The sequence below is a fragment of the Asanoa ishikariensis genome (assembly GCF_900107455.1).
Taxonomy (GTDB): Bacteria; Actinomycetota; Actinomycetes; order Mycobacteriales; family Micromonosporaceae; genus Asanoa; species Asanoa ishikariensis.
On the sequence record NZ_FNQB01000001.1, the window covers coordinates 1,557,306 to 1,578,004 of the forward strand.

A 20,699-nucleotide genomic window follows, 5' to 3' on the forward strand; every position below is an offset into this window, starting at 1 on the left:
TAGGAAGGGTCCCCTCTTAACAACCTGCCGCTGTGGGCGGTGGCGAGGCGTTAACAAGGGGCCCTTCCTATGCAGGAAGCGTTAAGAAGGGTCCCTTGCTTACAGGTGGATGCGGGTGTTCTTGGGGTCGTAGAGGGGGCGTAGGGAGCAGCGGGCCGGCGCGATGCGCTCGGCGACCTCGACTGTCCACTCGCCGCTGTCCAGCCAGGTCTGGTCCAGGGCGGCGCCGTCCTCGCGAGCCAGCATCGCCAGGCCGACCGCGCCGCCCAGCGTGAAGCCGTAGGAGGCCGCGCGGATGTAGCCCACCGGCACGCCGTCGCGGCGGACGACCTCGCCGTGGAAGAGCAGCGGGTCCGGGTCGGTCAGCAGGACCTGGACCAGGCGGCGGCTCAGCGGCCCGGCGGCCTTGCGGGCCAGCACCGCGTCGCGGCCGACGAAGCCGCCCGGCTTGTCCAGCGCGACCGCGAAGCCGAGGCCGGCCTCCAGCACCGAGTCCGTGTTGTCGATGTCGTGGCCGTAGTCCCGGTAGCCCTTCTCCATCCGCAGGCTGGACAACGCCTTCAGGCCGGCGTGCCGCAAACCGACGGCCGCACCGGCCGCGGTCAGCCGGTCGTACACGTGGATCGCCTGCTCCGCAGGGATGTAGAGCTCGTAGCCGAGCTCACCCAGGTAGGTGATCCGGACGCAGAGCACGCGGGCGAAGCCCAGGTCGATCTCGCGGGCCGTGCGGAACGGGAACGCCTCGTTGGACAGGTCGGCGCTGGTCACGGACTGGAGCAGCTCGCGCGAGCGCGGACCCTGGATGTTGAGCTGCGCGTAGCCGCCGGTGACGTCGGTGACGAACGCGTGCCTGTTAGCGAACGAACGTTCCATCATTTTGAGTGCATGCCGGTGTGCCGTGTCCGAGGCGACCACCCAGAACTCGTCGTCGGCCAGCTTCGTGACGGTGAGGTCGGCCTCCAGCGTGCCGGCCTCGTTGAGCCATTGGGTGTACGTGATCCGCCCGGCCTCGCCGTCCACCACGCCGGCCGACAGGTGGTCGAGTGCGGCACCCGCCTCGTCGCCGCGCACGACGTATTTCGACATGAACGACATGTCCATCAGGATCACGCCCTCGCGGGCGGCCCGGTGCTCGTCGGCCCAGTAGGGGAACCAGTTCTGCCGGCCCCAGGACAGGCGTTCCACCTCGGGCCGCACGCCCTCTGGGGCGTACCAGTCGGCGCCTTCCCAACCACTCACGTCGCGGAAGTAGGCGCGCTGCTCGACCAGGCGCGAATGGACCGGCGAGAGCTTCGCGCCGCGCGCGGTCTTCATCGACAGGCCCGGGAAGTGGGTGGCGTAGACCTTGCCCAACGACTCGACGGTACGCGTCGCGCGATAGTCCGGTGTGGACTGGTAGCGCTCCAGCCGGTCGATGTTCATGCCCGTCACGTCGACGTCCGGCTGCCCGTCGACGATCCACTGGGCCAGCGCCCGGCCGATCCCGCCGCCGGTCAGGATGCCGATCGAGTTGAGCCCGGCCGCGACGAAGTAGTTGCGCAGCTCCGGCGCCTCGCCGAAGACGGGCGACAGGTCCGGGGTGAACGACTCGGGGCCGCAGAAGAAGGTGCGCACGCCCACCTCGCCGGTGATCGGCACGCGGGCCATCGCCTTTTCGAGGTACGGCGCCATCCGGTCCCAGTCCGGCGGGATCGTGCCGAACGAGAACGACTCCGGCACCCGGTCGACATGCCAGGGCGCGCACTCCGCCTCGAAGAGCCCGACCATCAGGCCGGCGCCCTCCTCGCGGTAGTAGCCGTACGACGACGGGTCCTCCAGCACCGGCAGGTCGCCGGACACGCCGTCGATCGGTTCGGTGATCAGGTAGTAGTGCTCGGCGGCCTGCAGCGGGATGCTCACCCCGGCCTGTTCGCCGAGCTGGCGCGCCCACATGCCGGCGCAGTTGACGACGTACTCGGCCTCGATGTCGCCCTGCGGTGTGCGTACACCCGTCACGGTTTGGCCGTTCCGCAGAACGCCGGTGACCGGCACTCCCTCGATGATCGTCGCGCCGCGCAGCCGGGCTCCCTTGGCCAGCGCCATCGTCACGTCGACCGGGTTGGCCCGGCCGTCGTCGGCGACGTAGAAGCCGGCCAGCAGGTCGTCGGTCTTGGCGAGCGGGAACAGCTCCTTGATCTCGCCGGGACTGATCTCCTGCACGTCGATGCCGCAGTAGCGGTTGAACGCCGAGACCCGGCGATATTCCTCCAGCCGGTCCGCGTCGGCGGCCACCTCGATGAAGCCGACCTGCTTGAGCCCGGTCGCCTGGCCGGTCTCCGCCTCCAGCCGGGCGTACAGATCACGGGTGTACTTGCGCATCTCGGTCGAGGTCTCGGACAGCGAGCCGAAGGTGACCATGAGCCCGGCCGCGTGCCAGGTGGTGCCCGAGGTCAGTTTGTCCCGTTCGAGCAGCACGATGTCGGTCCAGCCGAGTGCGGCCAGGTGGTACGCGACCGACGTGCCGATCACCCCACCGCCGATTACCACGACGCGCGCACGCTCCGGAATACCCACTTCGCCACCTCTCCGAGTCCGACGATGGTAAACACAGCGCCGTGCGGAATGAGGTGGAGCCGTGAAGATCACGACGCGGAATGCGACGTTCCAGCAGTGGCAGGCGCTGTTGACCAACCGGAGCAAACGGCACCGGGCGGGCGAGTTCCTGGTGCAGGGGGTACGCCCGATCAGCCTCGCGGTCGAGCACGGCTGGGAGGTCCGACAGTTGATCTTCCCGGCCGGGCGGCGGCTCTCAGACTGGGCCGCGTCGCTGCTCGAGAAGGTTCCCGAGCCGGTGGAGATGGACCCTGAGCTGCTGGCCGAGCTGGGGGAGAAGGAAGAGGCCGAGCTTGTCGCCGTGGTCGGGCTGCCGCCGGACCGGCTCGACCGGCTGGGCCACCACGTCCCGGACCGGGCGGGGGCGCCGCTCTACGTGGTCTTCGACCGGCCGACCTCACCCGGCAACCTGGGCACGCTGATCCGGTCGGCGGACGCCTTCGGCGCCGAAGGGCTGATCGTCAGCGGGCACGCGGCCGACCCGTACGACCCGAGGGCCGTGCGGGCCAGCACCGGATCGATCTTCGCGTTGCCGGTGGTGCGGATGGGCGCGGCCGCCGAGGTGCTGGAGTGGGCGGCGCCGCTGCGCCTGGTCGGGACCGACGAACGGGCCACCGTCGACGTCGCGGACGCGGACCTGCGCGGACCGACGCTGCTCCTCGTCGGCAACGAGACGCAGGGCCTGAGCAGCGCCTGGCGGCAGGCCGCCGACGAGATGGTCCGCATCCCGATCGGGGGAGCGGCGTCGTCGCTCAACGCGGCGGCCGCGGCCACGATCGTGCTCTACGAGGCGTCCCGGCAGCGCACCCGACGCGAGCCATAGCCGTCTATCCTGCTGGCCGTGATCTCTGAGCGGGCCCGCGGTTGGCTCGGCACCGCCGCGCTTTTCGGCACCGGCCGGGCGGCGCTGTTCGAGGGCTTCGCCCCTCCGGACTCAGCCCTGACCGGGCAGCTCGGCGAGGTGACGCCGCAGATCGCGTTCGCCGCCCTGGCGGTCGCCGGCGGTGCGGTGGTGGCCGCACGGTTCGCCATCGACGACCGGTTGCGCCGGGGGATGGCCGGCGTCACGGCGGTGACGGCGGTGCCGTTGCTGATCCAGGCGGTCGTCGCGTTGCCCAACCCGTACCTTGTGCTCGGGTTCGCCGTCGCGGTGGTGGGGCTGGTCGGACTGGCCGTGGCGCTCTGGGAGCCCGCCCACACCGTGAAACCCTGGCCGCGCGTCAAACCGGACGAGGCGGCCAACACGTGGGGCCTGATCGCGTCAGTTCCGCTGTTCTTCCTGATCGTGGTCGTCTCGTCCCCCGACGCGAGCGACATCGGACCAGCGTTGCGCCCGTTCGTGGTCGCCCTGGCCGTGATCGCGTTCGTGTTCGCGGCAACGATCACCGTGTTGGCTTACAACGCGAACCGGCGGCCGAGGTTGCGCGAGGGGATTGCCGGCCCGGCGGTCGCGGGCGGCATCGCGTTCGGCCTCGCCGCCGTGGTGCCGCTGGGCGGCGAGCAGGCCCTGCGCATGGTCGGAATGATGCTGTGCGCGGGCGCGGTCGGGATGATCGGGCTCGGCCTCTCCCTGGGTCGCTACCGGGTCTCCGCTTAGCGCACTCCCACCACCGCGGCGTCGGTGCCGCCGCGCCAGGCCAGGCCGACCTCCTGGAAGCCGGCCTTGCGCAGGGCCGCCTCGTGCCAGGTGGCCGGGGGAGTCCAGTCGTTGTGCTCCGAGCTGGAGAAGATCTTCTTACGCTCCGTGTACGGGGCCGCCAGGATCTCGTCCCGGCTGACCAGCTCCCACCAGCCCGGCCAGGACATCGCGGCGCCGGCGGCGTAGCGGGCGTTGCGGCGGCCGCGGGCCCGGTCACGGAGGGTGCTGCTCAGCACCGGCAGGCCTTCGTCCGGCATGTGGTCGGCGTTGATCAACACGCCGCCGGGCCGGATCAGGTGGGCGACCTCGCCGTAGAGGGCAGCCAGTCGGTCCTGGTCGAGCCAGTGCAGCGCGGTGGCGCTGAGCACCGCGTCGTAGCCGTCGTGGGGCAGGTCGGCGGTCCACGACGGCGAGCGCAGGTCGGTGGTGACGATCGCGGTGCGGTCGTCGAGGCTGGCGCGGGCGATGGTGAGCAGCACCGGGTCGACGTCGACCAGGGTGGTGGTGCCGCGGGGGAAGCGGCGCAGGGTCCGCAGCGAGATCGAACCCGTGCCGCCGGCCAGGTCGAGCACCCGGGGCGCCGGGCCGGCGACGGCCTCGACGATGTCCAGCATCGCGGTGAACCGCTCCTCGCGGTCCGGGAGGAACGCCTCCTGCTGGCGGTCCCAACTCTCCTGCCAGGCGGACGCGTCAAGGTAAGGACTCATAGCAGTCACACTAGTTACATGCGTCGCGGGGTGTCCAGCGGTTGTTCGCTCCGAGCGAAACGCGGCGACACGATCGCGAGATAGCGTCGGTCGGGTGACAGAGAACCTGCCTCGTACGGTCGGGGAGTTGCGGGCCGCCGGCTACACCTATCGGACGGTCAAGGAGGAACTCCGGGCCAACCTGTTGGAGCGGATGCGCACCAACCAACCCCGTTTTCCCGGCATCGTCGGCTACGACCAGACGGTGCTGCCCGAGGTCGAGCGGGCCATTCTGGCCGGTCACGACATGGTGCTGCTCGGTGAGCGCGGCCAGGGCAAGACCCGGCTGATCCGGTCGCTGGTGGACCTGCTCGACGAGTGGACACCGGTGATCCCCGGCTCCGAGATCAACGAACACCCGTTGCACCCGCTGACCCCGTCGTCGCGCCGTCTTGCCGAGGAGAAGGGCGACGATCAGCCGGTCGCCTGGCTGCACCGCTCGATGCGCTACGGCGAGAAGCTGGCCACGCCGGACACCAGCGTCGGCGACCTGGTCGGCGACGTCGACCCGATCCGGGTCGCGCAGGGCCGCACCCTCGGCGACCCGGAGACCATCCATTTCGGACTCGTGCCGCGCACCAACCGTGGCATTTTCGCCGTCAACGAGCTGCCCGACCTCGCCGAGCGGATCCAGGTCAGCCTGCTCAACGTGCTGGAGGAGCGGGACATCCAGATCCGCGGCTACCAGCTCCGGCTGCCGCTCGACGTGCTGTTGGTGGCCAGCGCCAACCCCGAGGACTACACCAACCGCGGGCGGATCATCACGCCGCTCAAGGACCGGTTCGGTGCCGAGATCCGCACCCACTACCCGCTGGAGCTCGACCTCGAGCTCGACCTGGTCCGCCAGGAGGCCGCGTTGGTGGCCGCCGTACCCGATCACGTACTAGAGGTCCTGGCGCGGTTCGCCCGCCTGGTCCGCGAGTCGCCCTCGGTCGACGCCCGCTCCGGGGTCTCCGCGCGGTTCCCGATCGCGGCGGCTGAGACCGTCGCCGCCTCCGCGCTGCGCCGGTCCGGCCTGCTCGACGAGGCCGAGGCGGTGGCCCGGATCGGCGACGCCGAGTCGGTGACCAGCACCCTCCGGGGCAAGGTCGAGTTCGAGAGCGGGGAGGAGGGCCGCGAGGTCGAGATCCTCGGCCACCTGCTGCGCACCGCGACGGCCGAGACCTTCCGTGCCCGGCTGGCCGGGCTCGACCTGTCGAGCTTCGTCAACCTGGTCGCCGAGGGCGACATCGTGGAGACCGGCGAACTCGTGCCGGCCGACGAGATCCTCCGCCAGGTCGGCACCCTGCCAGGACTGGCCAAGGTGCTTGACCGGCTGGGCCTGGGCGACGCGCCGACCCGTGGCGAGGCGGCCGCCGGCGTCGAGTTCGTGCTCGAAGGACTGCACCTGACCCGGCGGATGTCCAAGGTCAGCGGCGACGGACGCACGATGTACGGCAGCCGGGAATGAAGCGCAACCGCTACGGCGTCTGGTCGGGCGGGCCCGACCCGCTGGCGCCACCGTACGACGTCCGCGGCGCGGTCGACGACGTCGGCGCCGAGGTGCTGGAGGGCGGCTCGCTGCGGGACGCTTTGCGCAACCTGCTGCGCCGCGGCCCTGGGGATCGGGGTGGCCTCGATGACCTCCAGGCCCGCGCCCGCCGGATGCGCCGGGACGCGATGCGCCGCGGGCAGCTCGACGGCGCGGTGACCCGGGCGCAGCAGCTTCTCGACCAGGCCCTCGCTGCCGAACGAGAGGCCCTGGCTGCGCAGGACGACGACACCGCCCGCTTCAACGAGGCGGTTCTGGACAACTTGCCTCGGTCGACCGCGCGTGCCGTCGAGGAGCTGTCCGACTACGAGTGGGCCAGCGAGGAGGGTCGGCAGCGTTATCAGGAGATCCTCGACGGGCTCCGGCGCGAGGTGGTCGAGCAGCGGTTCCGCGGCATGCGGGAGTCGCTCCAGGACCCGGCCGCCCAGCAGGCCGTCGCGGAGATGATGCGCGACCTCAACGCGCTGCTCGCCTCGCACGCCCGTGGCGAGGACACCACCGACCAGTTCGCCGAGTTCATGCGGCGGCACGGCGAGTACTTCCCGGAGCAGCCGTCGACCGTTGACGAGCTGGTCGACGCCCTGGCCCGGCGGGCGGCGGCCGGCGAGCGGCTCATGCGGTCGCTCTCGCCGCAGCAGCGCGACGAGTTGGCCTCGCTGATGCAGCAGGCACTCGGCAACGGTGACCTGGCCCGGGAGATGGGCGCGCTCAACGACAACCTGCGCGCGCTGCGCCCCGACCTGGCCTGGGACCGCCGGGAGCGGATGCGTGGGGAGGAGCCGCTCGGGTACGGCGAGGCGACGGGCGCACTGGAAGAGATCGGCGAGCTGGACGACCTGATCGACCAACTCGGCCAGGAGCACCCCGGCGCGACCCTGGACGACGTCGACGTGGAGGCGGTCGCGCGTGCCCTTGGGCGCTCGGCGGCTGACGACGTCCGTCGGCTGCAGGAGCTGGAGCGGGAGATGCGCCGGCAGGGTTGGGTGACTCGCACTGCCGAGGGCCTCACTCTGTCGCCGAAGGCGCTGCGCCGGCTTGGTGGCACCGCCCTGCGCCGGGTGTTCGCGGACCTCACCGCGGGCCGGCGCGGGCAGCACGACCTGCGCGACGCGGGCGCGGCGGGCGAGGTGACGGGGGCTTCCCGGGCCTGGGAGTACGGCGACGAGCAGCCGCTGGACGTCGTCCGCACTTTGACTCGGGCGGTGGCCCGGGGCGGCGCGGGCGTGCCGGTCAAGCTGGAGGTCGAGGACTTCGAGGTCGTGGAGACCGAGCGGCGTGCCTCGGCGGCCGTGGCGCTCTGCGTCGACCTGTCGTTCTCGATGGTGTCCGAGGGCCGGTGGGGTCCGATGAAGCAGACCGCGCTGGCCCTGTCGCATCTGGTCGCGACCCGGTTCCCACAGGACGCCCTGCAGATCATCGGCTTCGGCCGCTCGGCGGCGTCGCTGTCACAGGCGGAGCTCGCCGCCATCGAGCCGGACTACGAGCAGGGCACCAACCTGCACGACGCGCTCCGCAAGGCCGGCCGGCACCTGCGCAAGCATCCCGGGGCCGAGCCGGTCGTGCTGGTGGTCACCGACGGCGAGCCGACCGCCCACGTCGACGAGGACGGCTATCCGGTCTTCATGTGGCCGCCGACCCGCGAGACGATCACCGCGACCGTGCAGGAGGTCGACCGGCTGACCAGGTACGGCGCCACGCTCAACCTGTTCATGCTCGGCGAGGACGCCGGGCTGCGCCGGTTCGTGGACGCGGTGGCCCGGCGCAGCGGCGGCCGGGTGTTCACCCCGTCCTCCGGCGACCTCGGCGCGTACGTGGTCTCGGACTACATCCGCGCCCGGCGCGGGCGGCGAGGGAGCCGGGCCGCTTAGCCTCCGGCGGTGGTCGGGGGCGGCGAGGCCGGAGCGGTGGCCGGTGGGGTCGCGGGCGGCGGCGCGTCGTCGCCGGCGAAGACTCCGGTCGCGAACAGGATGCCGAGGAGGACTCCGATGGCGCCGATCGCCACGGCGCCGATCATCATCGGGTCGCGGGCGGGTGGCGGGGTGCCGGGGCGGCCGCCGCGGGTGGGCCGCCCGGTGCCCGTGCCGCTGCCGCCTCCGCCGTAGACCGGGCCGCCGGTCGGGGGCCCGCCATAGGTCGGGCCCGGGCCGCCGTAGCCGGGCCCGCCGCTGGTGGGGTTGCCGTAGGTCGGTCCGCCGCTTGTGGGGCTGCCGTATGTAGGGCCGCCGCTGGTGGGGTTGCCGTAGGTGGGTCCGCCGCTTGTGGGGTTGCCGTAGGTCGGTCCGCCGCTTGTGGGGCTGCCGTAAGTCGGTCCGCCGCTGGTGGGGCTGCCATACGTCGGCCCGCCGCTGGTGGGACCGCCACTGGTCGGGTTGCCATAGGTTGGCTCGCCATAGGTTGGCTCGCCACTGGTCGGGTTGCCGTAAGTCGGCGCGCCGCCGGTCGGGCTGCCGTAGGTGGGTCCGCCGCTGGTCGGGCTGCCGTAGGTCGGCGCGCCGCTGGTCGGGCTGCCGTAAGTGGGGCCGCCGCTCGTGGGGCCGCCACTCGTAGGCCCGCCGCTGGTCGGGCCGCCGTAGACGGCGCCGCCGCTGGTCGGTTCGGCGCGGCCGGGACCTCCACTGGCTGGCGCGGTCGGGTCGCCGTAGCCGGGGCCGCCGTACACCCGGCCGTCCGGTCGCTCCTGCGGTTGCATGGCAGGCATAGTCGCCTATCCCGGCACTCTCTCGCCAGTGGGAGGGCGGAACGTGCGACGGTACGTGGTCGGCGACACACCGATCGCGGCGTGCAACTGTTGCCTCAACGCCGCCGCCGTGCCGAAGCCGGCGTGCCGGGCGACCTGGTCGACGGCGAGCACCGTGGTCTCAAGCAGCCGGCGCGCGTGGTCGGTGCGCTGCTGCAACAGCCAGCGGGCCGGGCTCACCCCGGTCTCCTCGCGGAACCGGCGGGTGAACGTCCGCACGCTCATGTTGGCGTGCGTGGCCATCGCGGCCAGCGTCACGGATTCGTCGAGCCGTTCGAGCGTCCAGGACCGGGTCGCCGCCGTGGACGCCGCGCCGTCGCCGGCCGGCAGCGCCCGCTCGATGAACTGCGCCTGACCGCCGTCCCGCCAGGGCGGCACCACGCAGCGCCGGGCAGCCGTGTTGGCCACCGCCGCGCCGTGGTCCCGGCGGATCACGTGGAGGCAGAGGTCGATCCCGGCGGCCACCCCCGCCGAGGTGAGGATGTCGCCGTCGTCGACGAAGAGCACGTCCGGATCGAGGTCGACGGCGGGGTGGAAGCGGCGGAACCGATCCGCGTACGCCCAGTGCGTGGTGGCCCGTCGCCCGTCGAGGAGTCCGGCGGCGGCCAGCACGAACGAACCTGTGCAGATCGACATCAGCCGGGCACCACGGGCGTGTGCTCTGCGGAGTGCGTCGGCGACCGCCGGGTCGAGCGTGCCCTCGGTGAGCGCCGGCCCGTCGTGGATGCCGGGCACGATCACCGTGTCGGCCGTCTCGGTCAGCGCCAGGTCGTGGTCGGGGTGCACGGTGTAGCCGGCGGTGCAGCGGACCGGCCGCCCGCCCGCGGTGCACGTGCCGACCTCGTAGAAGTCCCGGTTGTCGGCGTCGCGGGCGGTGCCGAAGACCTGCGCGGGCGTGCCGAGGTCCAGGCCGACCACGTGGTCGACGGCGAGGACGGCGATGCGATGGGTCATGGCCGGATTATTGCGCATGATGGCTGTCGGGCCACTCGCGGAGCGTACCCGGAATCGCTCATTCTTCTTGACGTGCGCCGTCTCGTTCATCCTGCCTGGCTCGTGGCCGCTGTCGCCTTCGTCGCGCTGATCGGCGCGGCCGGGTTCCGTGCCACGCCGAGCGTCATGCTCCACCCACTGCACGCCGAGTTCGGGTGGCCGCTGGCGACGATCTCGGCCGCCGTGTCGGTCAACCTCCTGCTCTTCGGACTCACCGCGCCGTTCGCCGCCGCGCTGATGGACCGGTTCGGCATCCGCCGGGTGGTCGCGGCCGCGCTGGTGCTGGTCTCCCTGGGCAGCGGGCTGACGGTCTTCATGCGCACCAGCGTCGAGCTGATCCTCCTGTGGGGCGTGCTGGTCGGCGTCGGCACCGGCTCGATGGCGCTGGCGTTCGTCGCGACGGTTACCGGCCGCTGGTTCGTCAAGCGCCGCGGACTGGTGACCGGGGTGCTCACCGCCGGCGGCGCGACCGGCCAATTGATCTTCCTTCCGGTCCTCGCGTACCTGATCGAGCAGTCGAGCTGGCGGGCCGCGTCGCTGGTGGTCGCCGGCGCCGCCCTGACGGTCGTACCCCTGGTGCTGTGGCTCTTGCGCGACCACCCGAGCGACCTCGGCCTGCCCGCCTACGGCGCGACCGAGGTCGTGCCGCCGGTGCCGGCCGGCGGCGCCGCCCGGCGCGCGCTCGGTGCGCTGCGGGACGCCGCGAAGACGCGGGCCTTCTGGCTGCTCGCCGGCGGCTTCGCGATCTGCGGCGCGACCACCAACGGCCTGGTCGGCACGCACTTCATCCCGGCGGCGCACGACCACGGCATGACCGAGACGACGGCGGCGTCGCTGCTCGCGCTGGTCGGATTGTTCGACATCGCCGGCACGATCGCCTCGGGTTGGCTGACCGACCGGTTCGACAGCCGGATCCTGCTCGGTGGCTACTACGCGCTGCGGGGCGGCTCGCTGTTGCTGCTGCCGGCGCTGTTCGGCGACGCCGTGCGCCCGTCGATGGTGGTGTTCATCCTGTTCTACGGCCTGGACTGGGTCGCGACGGTGCCGCCGACGGTCGCGCTGTGCCGCGAGTACTTCGGCGATCGCGGCGCCGTCGTGTTCGGCTGGGTGTTCGCGTCACACCAGATCGGCGCCGCGGTGGCGGCATCGGCGGCCGGCATCGTGCGCGACCAACTCGGCAACTACGACCTGGCCTGGTACGTGGCTGGGCTGCTGGCGATCGGCGCCGCCGGTCTGTCGCTGATGCTGTTCCGCCGCCGCACGGTCGCGTTCACACCGGCTATGGCTGGAGCACCCGGATCCGTTCCACGGTGACCAGCGCCTGAAGCCGGCCGAGCGGCGTGCCGTCGCGGGCCAACTGCTGGCCTTCGAGCCAGACCTCACCCTCGTAGAAGCCGGACAGGTCGTCGCGCACCTTTTCCACGCGGAGGAACAAGGTGTGCGGCGATCCGGTGAACTTCCAACTGCCGGGCGGGCATTCGATCACATTGCCAGCGTCGATCATGATTGCCGCCCCCGGCCCGCCGGTGGATTTCGCCGCTTCCGACTGGTCATGTGTTGAATGTTGGGCTTGAGCCTTCCCAAACGCAATGTTGCGGAGCAGAATTCCGCCCACGCGGTACGAAGACGCAATGATCTGCTGGTGTCCACTACGGAATCGCTGTTCGGGGAGGAACGAACATGCCGACCGAAGACCACGGTTCGACTGTTCCGCGCCGACAGCTCGGCCGATATCTGAGAAGGGCTCGCGAAGACGCCCAGGTCACGGTAAAAGCGGCGGCGGATGCGCTGGAATGGTCGACGCCAAGGATCTGGCGGATCGAAAATGGAACAGTAGGCATGCGCGCCCTCGACGTCAAGGCGATGTGCGAGCTTTACGCCGCGTCCGCCGATCTGACGACAGCCCTGATGGCGCTCGCCCGCGAAACCAAAGCGAAGGGCTGGTGGCAGTCGTACGGGGACGCACTGCCGAGCTGGTTCGAGTTGTATGTGGGCCTGGAGTCGGCGGCGAGTCGGATTCGGTATCTGCAGACGGACATCGTGCCGGGTCTTTTGCAGACGAAGGCGTACACCCGAGAGGTGATCGCCCTGGACCATCCGGAGTTGGCTGAGGAGGAGCAGGAGCGGCGCCTCGCGGTCCGGATGGAGCGGCAGAACCTGCTGGTCCGCCGGGTGCCCGCGGCGCCGTCGCTGGAGGTGATCCTGAGCGAGGCGGTGCTGCGTCGTCCCATCCGGGACCGCGCGGCCATGGCCGGGCAGTTGCGCTATCTGGCTGAGTCGAATGATCGTCCGAATGTCACCGTGCGTTATCTCCCGCTCTCCGTCGGTCTCCACCATTGGGCATCGACCGGCGGTTTCGCGATTCTCGACTTCCCCGAACAGCGCGGCCGCGATCCCGAGCCACCGACGGTCTACAGCGACGGCCCCACCGGCGCTCTCTACCTCGACAAGACCCGAGAGGTGGATATGTACGAGTCAATCTGGCGAAGCGCTTCCGAGCGAGCGGATGACCGTGCACAATCGACTCGCGCAATCCGGGCGCTCTCGGAGGAGTTGTACAATGAGTGACGAAGCAGTCACCTGGACGAAGTCGACTTATAGCGGTGCCAACGGCGGGTGCGTCGAATGGGCAACGCTGGACAGCGAGATCGGCGTCCGCGACTCGAAAGACAAGACCGGCCCCGTTCTCACCTTCAGCCGCACGGCCTGGCAGTCCTTCGTGGACGCCACCAGCCGCGGCGACTGCACGCCAGACGCGTAACGCACGTCGGCTGACCGTACGGTTCGCACGAGACCCGCGAAGTATTCGCGGGTCTCGGCGTCCGTCGAGTAGATCAACGTGCCGCGCATGCCCCGGGTCAGCAGCACCTTGTAGGTGTTGCGGATCAGCCGGTCGGCATCGGTGCCCTTGGTGAGTGCCGGGTCCTTCGAGGCACTCGGGACAGTGGTCAACCGGCCGTCGCGGGCGACGAGGTCGGGGCCGAGGATGACGCCGGACCACTCGTACTCAAATCCTTGCGCGGTGTAGACGCAACCCACCTGCCCGAACCCGGCTGGATCGGTCGCCCAGAAGGCACTGCCTGGTGCGCCGCCGACGTTGCGTTCGCTGTTGGCGTTCCACGGCCGGGCCCAGTCGCCGATCCGCACGTCGTCGACCAGCGAGTCGTCGGGCTGCGGTTTGCTCCACCGCCAGCAGTATCCGGCCGACATCCGGGCGGTGAGACCCCGTGCGTTCTGCTCCGCGAGGAACGCCTCCATCTCGGCCGGAGAGGCGGCGACCCGGAGGTCGAAGCGGCCGTCACCCTCCCAGACGTGCGGCTTCTCTCCCTCCAGGCCCAGGAGGGCGAGCACCCACTCCTCGTAGGCCTGCGAGCCGCCGCAACGGAACTGGTCGTGCAGCGAGACGAGATCCACCTTGATGCCAAGTTGTTCGGCGTGTGCGGAGATCACGTCGATCGTGCCCTGCTCGCCCGGGCGGACCACCTGATGTTCGTCGAGCAGGAAGACGGGCACGCGCGCAGCGGCCATCAGCTCGTCGACCTGCGGTCGCCCGGCGCGCAGTGCCCTCGATGTCCAGCGGTTGGCGGACGTCTCCCGCACCCGATGCGCCTCGTCGCACAGCAGGACGTCGAGGTCGTTCGGCGTGGCCGCCATGAAGCTGTTGAAGTATTTGAACAGCTTCTGATGGTGCGTCGAACCGCGTCCGGCGTACTTGCGCAGGGTCTGCGTGAACGAACGGGACCCGGTGGCATGCACAACCGCACGTCCCTGACGGGCCAGCTCGCCCATGATCGAAAGCGCGATCACGCTCTTGCCGCTTCCCGGACCGCCTTCGACCACGACCACCCGTTTGCTGTTGGCCACTCGCGCCCTCTCGACGGCACGCATGACGAGCTCGTAGGCGACGTGCTGTTCGTCCAGCAACGTGAAATGCGACCGCTGCTGGATCTCCTCGGCCGCGTGCTGGAGGAGAAGCCGGCTCGGACGCACCGCGCTCGTGAGGAACCGGTCCGCGGCGCCGGCTCCGCTTGCCGGAGCGAGATGCGTCTGGAGGTACTCGAGAAACTCACCGCGTCGCTGCTGGGTGAAGACGCGGCTCCGTTCCGTCGGAGGCAGGGCGAAGAGGTCGCGCACGTCATCGTCGGCGGCGTTGTGGAGATAGGCCGCGCCCCGTACGGCGTCCGGCGTCTGCGCGAGCACCCCCAGGAAGCCGGTGAGGTAGTCGCAGTAGTCGGCGACCTGCACCCCAGGGTGCAGTTGCGGTTCCGACATGTGCCTCACCATGACGAGGTGCGCGGAGTCGTCGGCAGCCTTAGCCCAAGACCACTGCTTGAGCTCGATTACGACGTAGGAGTCCGCTCCGGTGCGCGGGTGCACGCCGGCGAGCACGGCATCGACCCGCCTGCTGGTCAGCGGCAGTTGGTATTCGCAGAGCATTTCGACCTGCGCGAGCCCAGCGTCGTTGAGATCCTGCGCGAGCGCCCCGAGACTGTTCGTCCACGCCTTGTGTTCGGCAGGGCTCACTCGCATCCCGATATGGTCGGTGATCGCGTTGACCAGGACGCCGGTGGTCGCCTGGCGCAGGACGCTCGCGGCGGACGCGCGGAACGTCGACATCGGAAATTGCCCCCAGGCAGCACGAAGTAATCGTGCGGATGGGGGGCATATCCGTTACGCGGAAGCCCGTCGGACCGCTCGTTGGTTCCGCCGACTGTAACCGGGCCGACCGAAGGGTGACTATTACTCGGCGGGCTGATCGGTCGCCTTGTCGGCCGAGCCGCGAACCCGTTCGGCCGGATAGCGGCGGGCCGAGTCGTCCAGCTTGGCGTGCGCTGCGGCGACCAGGTCGATGCCGAGGACGCCCGCCAGCCGGGTCAGGTAGATCATGACGTCGCCGATCTCGGCTCGTACCCGGTCGGCGCGTTGTTCGTCGGTCAGAACTGTCGCCGACTCGGCTGCCGTCAGCCACTGAAACTCGGCGGTCAGCTCACCGACCTCGCCGGCCAGCGCCATGACCAGGTTCTTCGGCGTGTGGAACTGGTCCCAGTCCCGTTCGTCAGCGAACGCGGCGAGACGGGCGGTCAGCGCCGCCAGGTCGTGGTCCATGAGCCGTGACGCTAGTCGAGCCGCCAGGCTTCGCTTTCGGTGGCGACCAGGAGGCGGACGTCCGCGGATGCGCAGATGGCTGGCCAGGTGTCGTCCTCGATCCCGCTGACGAGCAGGTAGGCCTGCGGGCGCCCGTCGCTCTCCAGCCGGTGCCGGTGGTCGAGGAGTTGGCCGAGGCCGAGGCGCAGCCGGTCGGCCTCGCTCGGGCCGAGGGCGCTCTTCGCCTCCGCGATGTGCAGTCGGCCGTCCGGGGTGCGCCAGGCCAGGCCGACGTCGGGATCGGTGGGCTGGAACGGCTTGATGCCGAAGTCGTTGAGTCGGGTCATCAGCAGCACCATCAGGCGGTCGTGCTCGTCGCGGGCGGCCTCCTGGGCCTCCGGGTCAATGGCCTGCCATTCGGGGAAGGCGCCTGGGATCGGGCGGCCCGGGTGTCCGTGCGTCTCGTCCAGCGGGGGAATCGGCAGGTTCGCCGGGTCGGGCAGGGACAGGGCCTCGGCGGCGGCCCAGGCTTCCTCGGCCAGGTCCGGGTCGTAGCTTCTCTGCCACGCGAACTGGCCGGTGGCGACCAGGCGGGCGTTCATCAGCCGGATCGCCTCGCCGACCGCGGGCTGGTCCAGGAACCACAGCAGGCCGTCGATGTCGGGGCAGTGGTAGACGGTCGCGTCCTCGGCGAACGTGCGCAAACCGTCGGTGCGCCGGGTGATGCCGAACTTGGTGAGGTCCTCGGCGCGCAGCGAGCCCTCGGCGAGGGCCCGGCTGACCGGCGTGTCGGCCATTCGGAAGATGGTGGTGATCCGGCCGTCGTCGAAGTAGCTGATCTCGGCCGCCCAGCACATGCCGACGGTCAGCCGGAACCAGCGTTCGGCGCCGTTCGCGTACGGGGTGAGCAGCCAGTGCTGGCCCGCGGACTCGGCGGCGGCCGGGATCGTGGTGCGGATGACGATGCCGGCGATGCCCAGTGCGACCTCGCGCAGGCTCTTCGCGTCGGCATCGTTGATCGCGCGGATCAGCCCCGGCAGGCGCGGTCCCGCGGACGGGAGCGCGCCGAACGGCTGCGGTTCGCCGTCGGCCCGGACCACCCAGTCGGCCAGCGCCTCGCGGGTCATGTAGGACCAGAAGCCGGATGTACGGTTCGCGAACTCGGCCGCCAGCGACTGGCTGTTCATGACGCTCCAGAGGGGAAGACACAGGAAATGCGATAATTGCAGGCAGGAGCCCGGTGTCTCCACTTTGTCCTTCCTTTGAGGGACTACCCCGGGTCGCGGCGTTTTCACCTTTTCGTGGGTCAGCGCGGCCAGACGCCGAAGCTGAAGGAGTCGGCGCACAGCACATGTGCGACGCTCGTCACGCACGTCGGTGGAGCGGTCCAGGTCTCGGATCGACCGATGACACGGGTACGCGCGCTGATGGCGTCGAACAGCCCGATCAGCTGTTGGCGCGAGCTGTCGTACCGCCAGACCAGCAGTTCCGAACCATCGATGACGCCGAGGGCTCGCCACGGTGCCGGGTCGGCGCGGACCTGGCCGTTGCGAGGGTCGACGACCACCGTGCCCGGTCCGTCGAAGCCCTCGAACGTCTTCGCGACGAACATGTGCTCGTCGTCGACCGGCGCGGACAGGTAGCGCTCGGCGACCTTCCAGGCCTGCCGTCCGGTCAGCCGGTCCAGCGCGACCGTGCCCCGGTCGTTGAGGTGGCAGATGTAGCGACCGCAGTCGCCGAACGCGGAGAGGATTCCGATCAGGGGGATGGGCCGGCGCCAGAGCCAGCGACCATCTCCTGTGTCGTACGCGGAGATCATGTTTGTCTCGTCCACGACGAGCGCGGTGTTGCCGGCGACGGTGGCGCTGACGGGAGCCGCGGTGGTCTGCCGGGGCACCTGGGCGACGATCCGGCCGCTGTTCAGGTCGCGTACCCGCAGCAGGTCCGCGACCACCTCGACCTGGTCGGAGTGCAGCGGCCCGGCCGCTCCGGCGACGATCGCGGTCGGCTCCAGCTCGACCGTCCAGCGTGGAATGCCGTCGGCGACCGCCAGCCCGTGCAGCGGTATCGCGTCGCCTTCCATGGGCCCGTTGACGACGAGCACGTCGCCGGTGCGGCCGACGAAGCGGGTCTGCCGGTGCCAGCGGACTTCGCCGGTCGCCGCGTCGAGCACCTCGACCGAGGGACGCTGACCGACGTCGACGGTGGCGACGCCGAGCCGGTCGCCGGCGATGACGAAGAGCGAGGCGAGGCCGACTACCCGTCTTGCCCAGAGTTGCGTGCCGTCGCTGAGTCGGTAAGCGCGCACGGTGTTGTTGCCGGAGACGTAGGCGCGGCCGCTGTCCAGCGCCATCGCCTCGGCCGTACCCACCCGCATGAAGATCGGGTCGAGCGAGTCGGGCCGCGCGATGCCGGCGAAGTAGACGGTCGCGGCGACAGCGCACGCCACTGCGGCGGCGGCCACTCGGGTGCGGGTGCGCCACGGGCGTGGTTCGGGCGGCTGCCAGTCGGCGTTTTGCTCGATCTCGATGACGCGCGCGTGCCGGCCGGCCGGGCCGGTGCCCGCCGCCGGCCAGTTGCCGACCCCGCTGCTGCTGGTCATCGCGTCAATGCCGCCCCTGCGATGCAGTTAAGCGCGGCGAACGACGAAGGTCCATGAGCCGAACGGCGGACGTTAAAACTCCCGCACCGCGGCGCCGATGCCCGCCGCGGTCGGGAGTCTTGGCCGTCTCCCATCGACGCAGCCCGCGAGCGGTACATCGACGGGGACCTGGTTACGCAGTCGACTGCCCGGTGAATGGATGTGCCAAACCTCGTTCGCGCCATTAATCGACCGGGTATGGATGGGGGCATGGAGCACTTCACGATCGCCGCGGTCGCCGACAAGAGCCCCGACTTCCGCCGGGTACTGGCCACGGGCAAACACACGCAGCTCGTCATCATGACCATCCCGCCGAAGGGGGAGATCGGTGAGGAGGTGCACGAGACCACCGATCAGCTGTTGACCTTCGTCAGCGGCGTGGGCGAGGCCCGGGTGGCCGGAGAGAAGAAGGCGGTCAACCCCGGAGATCTCGTCTTCGTGCCCGCCGGCACCAAACACAACTTCGTCAACACCGGCCCCAACCCGCTGGTGCTCTACACGGTGTACGGCCCGCCGGAGCACGCGGCGGACGCGGTGCACAAGACGAAGGAGGAGGCGGACCGGCTGGAGGAGAGCGGCCAGGACGAGCCACCGGCGTAGCGGCTCCCCCCGCGTCGCCCCTGCCTTAGTTGGTGTCGACGCGTAGCCAGTTGTTCGTGCGGCGGCCCGGTGTGTAGCCGCCGTCTAGTCGCTTGGCGACCACACCGGGCAGCCCCTGTTCCTTGGCGGCGGCGAGGGCGAACTCGCCGCCGCCAAGGAACGTAGGAGGTGTCTGCCAGGCCGGTCCGGACAGCGCGAGGCCGTCGAGCAGTTCGCGACGCTGGGCGTACGGCAGGTCGGTCGTGTGTCGGCCCTCCAGCCAGAGCAGGTCGTAGACGAGGTAGCTGACGACCAGCCCCGGCGGTAGTCGGCGGCCGTTGACGGTGGCCGGGGCGGGCCGGACCCGGCCCTGCCGGTCGAACGCGACGATCTCGCCGTCGAGCACCGCCTCGGTGGGTGCCAGGGCCGGGCCGAGCTCGCGGACCGCCGGGTAGCTGCCGCTGATCTCCTGGTCGGACATCGACATGAGGCGGACCCGACCGCCGGAGACATAGGCGACCGCCCGCGTGCCGTCCCACCGCATCTCGAACGCCCAGTCGTCGTCATTCTTCGGCAGTGCGTCGGCGGGCGTCGGCCGTGAGGGCCGGACGAGGTCTGGCAACGGCTCCCACCCGTCCGCGGGCGGCGACATGCGGCGGATCATCCACTCTTCGCGCTTGCCCGGCTCTGGTCGCGCGGTGCGGAACAGCACGTAGCGCCCCGACGCCCGCGAGCCGTGCAACGTGAACATGACCTCGTCCGGCTTCCATTTCTCCGTCTCGTACGTGCCGGTGTCGAACACGGTCATCCGCCCACCGCCGTACTCGCCGGCCGGGATGTCACCGTGGAACGTGAGGTACTCCATCGGGTGGTCCTCGGTGTGCACCGCGAGGTGGTTGCGCACCTGGTCGCGGGGGAGACCGCGGGGCACGGCCCACGAGACCAGCACGCCGTCGCGCTCCAGCCGCAGGTCCCAGTGCAACGCGCGGGCGTGGTGCTGCTGGATGACGAACCGGTCGCCGGCACCCGACCGCTGTGGTGGTGGTGTCGCCGGCACCGGTTCAGGGGTGCGTCCCGCATCACGCTTGCGCCGGTATTCGTCCAGCCGGTCGGCCATGGTCATATTGTCGGGGATGACCCGGCGCCGCGCATCGCCGCGGACGGCATGCCAACCTGATGAACGGGTAGGGAAGCTCATGAGCTCATCGACCGCGCAACCAACCGTCACGCTGCCAGCCGACGTGCGGATGCCGCTGCTCGGCTTCGGCACGTGGCAGGCGCACGGAGAAAGCGCGCACCGGGCCGTGACCGTGGCGCTCGAGTCCGGATACCGGATGATCGACACAGCCACCGCGTACGGCAACGAGGACCTGGTCGGCCGAGCGGTCGCCGACAGCGGCGTGCCACGCGAAGACATCTTCATCACCACCAAACTCCCCGCCGAGCGGGTCGGTCGAGAACAGCGCACCATCGACGAGAGCCGACAGATGCTGGGCGTCGACCAACTCGACCTCTGGCTCATCCACTGGCCGCCAACGCGAGGCAGCCTGGTCGACACCTGGCGGCGCATGATCGAGATCCGCGACGCCGGCCAGACCCGCGCGATCGGGGTCAGCAACTACTCACTCGCCCAGATCGACGAGCTGATCGCCGAAACGGGCGAAGCCCCGGCGGTCAACCAGATCAAGTGGGGCCCGCGCCTCTGGAACGCCCCGGAGGTCCAAGGCCACCACGAGCGCGGTGTAGTCCTCGAGGGCTACAGCCCCTTCAAGACCACCCGCCTCGGCGACCCGGTACTCAACCGCATCGCCGAAACCCACCGCGTCTCCCCGGCCCAGGTAGTCGTCCGCTGGCACATCCAACATGGAATCGTGGTCATCCCGAAGTCGGTCACGCCCGCCCGCATCCGCTCCAACGGAGACGTCTTCGGCTTCGAGCTCTCCGACGAGGAGATCGCCGCCATCGACGCGATGGGCAACTGACCGCGCGCGATACCCAGACACCCCACCCGATCCACGCAGCACACTGCGCGTTTCGGGTGCCAGCGCGTCGTTGGCGGTCGTCTAGACACCGCGACCGCGGGGCGCGCTTCTTACCGCTCGAGCGTCGCGACGGCGAGGGGTCCTCACCTTCCCGGAGTGGCGCCGCGCCACGCC

18 protein-coding genes and 1 pseudogene are annotated in these 20,699 nt (G+C 70.5%); 9 read left to right on the forward strand and 10 right to left on the reverse strand.

What is annotated here, in order from left to right:
- Nucleotides 1-99: 99 nt before the first annotated feature.
- A complete protein-coding gene (locus BLV39_RS07305) occupies nt 100-2,553 on the reverse strand; it encodes a GcvT family protein (RefSeq protein ID WP_090788652.1) in 2,454 nt (817 codons plus the stop codon).
- Between the two features lie 61 nt (nt 2,554-2,614).
- On the opposite strand from BLV39_RS07305, the gene BLV39_RS07310 reads away from it, so the two are divergent.
- The gene (locus BLV39_RS07310) at nt 2,615-3,415 is read left to right on the forward strand and encodes a TrmH family RNA methyltransferase (RefSeq protein ID WP_090788654.1); all 801 of its coding nucleotides are present in this window, start codon (nt 2,615-2,617) and stop codon (nt 3,413-3,415) included.
- Nucleotides 3,416-3,433: 18 nt separating this feature from the next.
- On the forward strand, nt 3,434-4,189 hold the full coding sequence (locus BLV39_RS07315) for a hypothetical protein (RefSeq protein WP_090788656.1): 756 nt from the start codon (nt 3,434-3,436) through the stop codon (nt 4,187-4,189).
- Here the strand turns inward: BLV39_RS07315 and BLV39_RS07320 are convergent.
- The gene (locus BLV39_RS07320; protein WP_090788658.1) at nt 4,186-4,938 is read right to left on the reverse strand and encodes a class I SAM-dependent methyltransferase; all 753 of its coding nucleotides are present in this window, start codon (nt 4,936-4,938) and stop codon (nt 4,186-4,188) included. The genes BLV39_RS07315 and BLV39_RS07320 overlap by 4 nt on opposite strands.
- Nucleotides 4,939-5,032: 94 nt before the next feature.
- Here BLV39_RS07320 and BLV39_RS07325 point away from each other — a divergent pair, with 94 nt between their 5' ends.
- Both BLV39_RS07325 and BLV39_RS07330 read left to right on the forward strand, forming a co-directional pair.
- Entirely contained in the window at nt 5,033-6,427 is a 1,395-nt protein-coding gene (locus tag BLV39_RS07325; protein ID WP_090788659.1) for a sigma 54-interacting transcriptional regulator, read from the forward strand.
- The gene (locus BLV39_RS07330; protein WP_090788661.1) at nt 6,424-8,376 is read left to right on the forward strand and encodes a VWA domain-containing protein; all 1,953 of its coding nucleotides are present in this window, start codon (nt 6,424-6,426) and stop codon (nt 8,374-8,376) included. The genes BLV39_RS07325 and BLV39_RS07330 overlap by 4 nt, the downstream gene beginning before the upstream one ends.
- Here the strand turns inward: BLV39_RS07330 and BLV39_RS07335 are convergent.
- The gene (locus tag BLV39_RS07335; protein WP_090788663.1) at nt 8,373-9,197 is read right to left on the reverse strand and encodes a hypothetical protein; all 825 of its coding nucleotides are present in this window, start codon (nt 9,195-9,197) and stop codon (nt 8,373-8,375) included. The genes BLV39_RS07330 and BLV39_RS07335 overlap by 4 nt on opposite strands.
- A 15-nt stretch (nt 9,198-9,212) precedes the next feature.
- A complete protein-coding gene (locus BLV39_RS07340) occupies nt 9,213-10,217 on the reverse strand; it encodes a GlxA family transcriptional regulator (RefSeq protein ID WP_090788665.1) in 1,005 nt (334 codons plus the stop codon).
- Nucleotides 10,218-10,271: 54 nt separating this feature from the next.
- Between BLV39_RS07340 and BLV39_RS07345 the strand changes: the two genes are divergently transcribed.
- Nucleotides 10,272-11,552 carry an MFS transporter gene (locus tag BLV39_RS07345; protein WP_239083745.1) on the forward strand — a complete coding sequence of 427 codons (1,281 nt, stop codon included), beginning with the start codon at nt 10,272-10,274 and terminating at the stop codon, nt 11,550-11,552.
- Here the strand turns inward: BLV39_RS07345 and BLV39_RS07350 are convergent.
- Nucleotides 11,518-11,742, reverse strand: a complete 225-nt coding sequence (locus BLV39_RS07350) for a hypothetical protein (RefSeq protein WP_090788667.1) — start codon at nt 11,740-11,742, stop codon at nt 11,518-11,520. The two genes, BLV39_RS07345 and BLV39_RS07350, sit on opposite strands and share 35 nt — an antisense overlap.
- A gap of 176 nt (nt 11,743-11,918) precedes the next feature.
- Between BLV39_RS07350 and BLV39_RS07355 the strand changes: the two genes are divergently transcribed.
- Together BLV39_RS07355 and BLV39_RS07360 are read left to right on the forward strand one after the other, a co-directional pair.
- Nucleotides 11,919-12,806, forward strand: coding sequence for a helix-turn-helix domain-containing protein (locus BLV39_RS07355; RefSeq protein ID WP_090788669.1), 888 nt, complete (start codon nt 11,919-11,921; stop codon nt 12,804-12,806).
- Complete coding sequence (locus BLV39_RS07360) at nt 12,799-12,999, forward strand: DUF397 domain-containing protein (protein WP_090788671.1); 201 nt, start codon at nt 12,799-12,801, stop codon at nt 12,997-12,999. The genes BLV39_RS07355 and BLV39_RS07360 overlap by 8 nt, the downstream gene beginning before the upstream one ends.
- A gap of 71 nt (nt 13,000-13,070) precedes the next feature.
- On the opposite strand, the pseudogene BLV39_RS44970 reads toward BLV39_RS07360, so the two are convergent.
- The 4 genes and pseudogenes from BLV39_RS44970 to BLV39_RS07380 form a co-directional block, all read right to left on the reverse strand.
- Nucleotides 13,071-14,855: pseudogene (locus tag BLV39_RS44970) on the reverse strand (DNA/RNA helicase domain-containing protein); the annotation flags it as partial.
- Nucleotides 14,856-14,978: 123 nt separating this feature from the next.
- Nucleotides 14,979-15,344 carry a nucleotide pyrophosphohydrolase gene (locus tag BLV39_RS07370; protein WP_090788672.1) on the reverse strand — a complete coding sequence of 122 codons (366 nt, stop codon included), beginning with the start codon at nt 15,342-15,344 and terminating at the stop codon, nt 14,979-14,981.
- Nucleotides 15,345-15,355: 11 nt separating this feature from the next.
- Nucleotides 15,356-16,510, reverse strand: coding sequence for a hypothetical protein (locus tag BLV39_RS07375; protein ID WP_090788674.1), 1,155 nt, complete (start codon nt 16,508-16,510; stop codon nt 15,356-15,358).
- A 119-nt stretch (nt 16,511-16,629) separates the two neighbouring features.
- Nucleotides 16,630-17,925 carry an outer membrane protein assembly factor BamB family protein gene (locus BLV39_RS07380; RefSeq protein WP_090788676.1) on the reverse strand — a complete coding sequence of 432 codons (1,296 nt, stop codon included), beginning with the start codon at nt 17,923-17,925 and terminating at the stop codon, nt 16,630-16,632.
- A 249-nt stretch (nt 17,926-18,174) separates the two neighbouring features.
- Between BLV39_RS07380 and BLV39_RS07385 the strand changes: the two genes are divergently transcribed.
- Nucleotides 18,175-18,564: a cupin domain-containing protein gene (locus BLV39_RS07385; protein ID WP_090788678.1), complete on the forward strand. Its 390-nt coding sequence runs from the start codon at nt 18,175-18,177 to the stop codon at nt 18,562-18,564.
- Nucleotides 18,565-18,589: 25 nt separating this feature from the next.
- Here BLV39_RS07385 and BLV39_RS07390 read toward each other — a convergent pair whose 3' ends face one another.
- Nucleotides 18,590-19,660 (reverse strand): DNA polymerase ligase N-terminal domain-containing protein, encoded by a 1,071-nt coding sequence (locus BLV39_RS07390; protein ID WP_090791237.1) that lies wholly within the window; start codon nt 19,658-19,660, stop codon nt 18,590-18,592.
- 79 nt (nt 19,661-19,739) lie between these two features.
- On the opposite strand from BLV39_RS07390, the gene BLV39_RS07395 reads away from it, so the two are divergent.
- Nucleotides 19,740-20,525, forward strand: coding sequence for an aldo/keto reductase (locus tag BLV39_RS07395; RefSeq protein ID WP_239083746.1), 786 nt, complete (start codon nt 19,740-19,742; stop codon nt 20,523-20,525).
- Nucleotides 20,526-20,699 lie beyond the last annotated feature (174 nt).